Origin of the sequence: Blautia sp. AF14-40 (assembly GCF_003479665.1) — a bacterium.
GTDB lineage: Bacteria > Bacillota > Clostridia > Lachnospirales > Lachnospiraceae > Fusicatenibacter > Fusicatenibacter saccharivorans.
Genome location: NZ_QUHK01000086.1, coordinates 1 through 2,448, shown reverse-complemented (window position 1 = coordinate 2,448; position 2,448 = coordinate 1). Strand labels below are relative to the sequence as shown.

2 protein-coding genes and 1 pseudogene are annotated in these 2,448 nt (G+C 41.4%); all 3 read left to right on the top strand.

What is annotated here, in order from left to right:
- Positions 1 to 114, top strand: a pseudogene (locus DWW13_RS20265) (YdcP family protein); the annotation flags it as partial.
- A 101-nt stretch (positions 115 to 215) separates the two neighbouring features.
- Positions 216 to 980 (top strand): MBL fold metallo-hydrolase, encoded by a 765-nt coding sequence (locus tag DWW13_RS18295; RefSeq protein WP_008687118.1) that lies wholly within the window; start codon positions 216 to 218, stop codon positions 978 to 980.
- A 98-nt stretch (positions 981 to 1,078) separates the two neighbouring features.
- The coding region (locus DWW13_RS18290; RefSeq protein WP_118720806.1) for an FtsK/SpoIIIE domain-containing protein at positions 1,079 to 2,448 on the top strand (1,370 nt) is incomplete at its 3' end.

Sequence of the window (2,448 nt, the reverse complement as noted above, 5' to 3'; positions counted from 1 at the left end):
GGTGCAGATGTGGACTGGTATGTAAAGGCAGAGGATATTGTATTGAAGAATAAAAGCAACCAGAACGCAGGCAATACACAGAACCATACACCGCAGGGACAACCGAAAAAATAGACTTGCTGAATAGATTTTCGTTGTAGAGGATATACGGAACTGTTATAATATGGGTATGAAGAAAGCGACAAATTAAAATTTTTAGGGAGTGAGAATAGTATATGGACAGTTGGTTTACCGTCGAACAAATAGACCAAGATACATTCGTCATCAGCGAATACAAACACTGGGAAGAAACACATTGTTATCTATTGTGTGGGACAAAAAGAGCCATTCTGATTGATACAGGTTTAGGTGTTTCCAACATCAGAGAGGTTATTGATGGATTGACGAAACTGCCCGTTACAGTAATCACTACTCATGTTCATTGGGATCATATCGGTGGACATAAATATTTTCGGTCTATTGCAGTTCATGAAGCAGAAAAAGAATGGCTATCGGTCAAATTCCCTATACCTTTGCAAGTGGTAAAAAACAATATTATGTGCAATCCATGTGATTTCCCCTCGGATTTTAAGGTAGAGAAATATCAGATTTTTCAAGGGGTTCCGCAAATGATTTTACATGATGAAGATTGTATTGACTTAGGGAACAGAAAGTTGGTAGTTATTCACACGCCCGGTCATTCTCCCGGACATTGTTGTTTCTATGAAGCGGATAGAAAATATCTGTATTCCGGCGATTTGATATATAGCGGTTGCCTTGATGCTTTTTATCCATCAACAAACCCACAAGAATTTTGGAAGTCTGTTAGAAAAATTCAATCTTTAAAGATAAGTCGAATTTTGCCAGGACATCATCATTTATCTATTCCAGTTACTATAATTGACAAGATAGAGACAGCTTTTCACAACTTGTCAAATGAAGGGAAATTAAAACAAGGGAATGGTATATTCAGCTATGAGGGGTTTCAAATCCATATCTGAAATGCAATCTTAGTTTTACAATTTTATATCCCTACACACAAAGCAGTTAGTCTTAGGATTGACTGCTTTTTTCATACCCAGAAAGGAGTGATTGATTTATGCGTATGATTTGGAACAAAGGACACCGTATCAGAGCCAGCGACAAGCACCTTGTTTATCATTTTTCCATAGAGACGCTTCTGTTTGTGTTCGTGGCAGTTCTCCTGCTACTGAATAGCAAACAGCTCATGCGTACCGACTGGGAGCATTTCAGCTTGTTAGAAAACGGCTTGACGCTTTCCCCTTACAACTTCATAACCATATTGATAGCGACTGGTGTTTGTGCATTGGTCGCTTTTGGGTATTACCGCTTCTGTTACGACAGTTTCAAGAAGCTACTGCACCGTCAAAAGCTGGCAAGAATGGTACTGGAAAATAAGTGGTATGAAGCCGATACCGTACAAGACAGCGGTTTTTTTACTGACCTGCAAAGCAGATCAAGGGAAAAAATCGTCTGGTTTCCAAAGATTTATTATCAAATGGAAAAAGGACTTCTTCATATCCGCTGTGAAATTACGCTGGGAAAATATCAAGACCAGCTTTTACGGTTGGAGGATAAGTTGGAAAGTGGCTTGTATTGTGAGCTGACAGACAAGACCCTGCATGACGGTTATATCGAATATACCCTACTTTATGATATGATAGCGAACCGCATTACCATTGATGAAGTACGGGCAGAAAACGGCTGTCTTAGACTGATGAAAAATCTTGTCTGGGAATATGACGCACTTCCACACGCCCTTATCGCTGGTGGAACGGGTGGCGGTAAAACTTATTTTCTGCTGACGCTCATTGAAGCCCTACTGCATACCAACGCTGTCCTTTACATCTTAGACCCGAAAAATGCGGACTTAGCAGACTTAGGAACAGTCATGGGAAATGTGTATCATACCAAAGAAGAAATGATTGATTGTGTCAATGCCTTTTATGAGGGCATGGTACAACGAAGCGAGGAAATGAAGCGACACCCGAACTATAAGACGGGCGAAAACTACGCCTATTTGGGACTGCCACCCTGCTTTCTTATCTTTGATGAATATGTGGCGTTTTTTGAAATGCTGGGGACAAAAGAAAGCGTGAGCTTACTTAGCCAGCTAAAGAAAATCGTTATGTTAGGGCGACAAGCAGGTTATTTCCTTATTGTCGCCTGCCAGCGCCCAGACGCAAAGTATTTCTCGGACGGGATAAGGGATAACTTTAATTTCCGTGTGGGATTGGGGCGTATCAGCGAATTAGGCTACGGTATGCTGTTCGGTTCAGATGTGAAAAAGCAGTTTTTCCAGAAGCGTATCAAGGGGCGTGGCTATTGTGATGTGGGAACAAGTGTTATCAGCGAATTTTACACGCCTTTAGTCCCGAAAGGACATGATTTTTTGCAGACTATCGGCTCTCTTGCACAAGCAAGGCAGGACGGGACGGCGACGTGCGA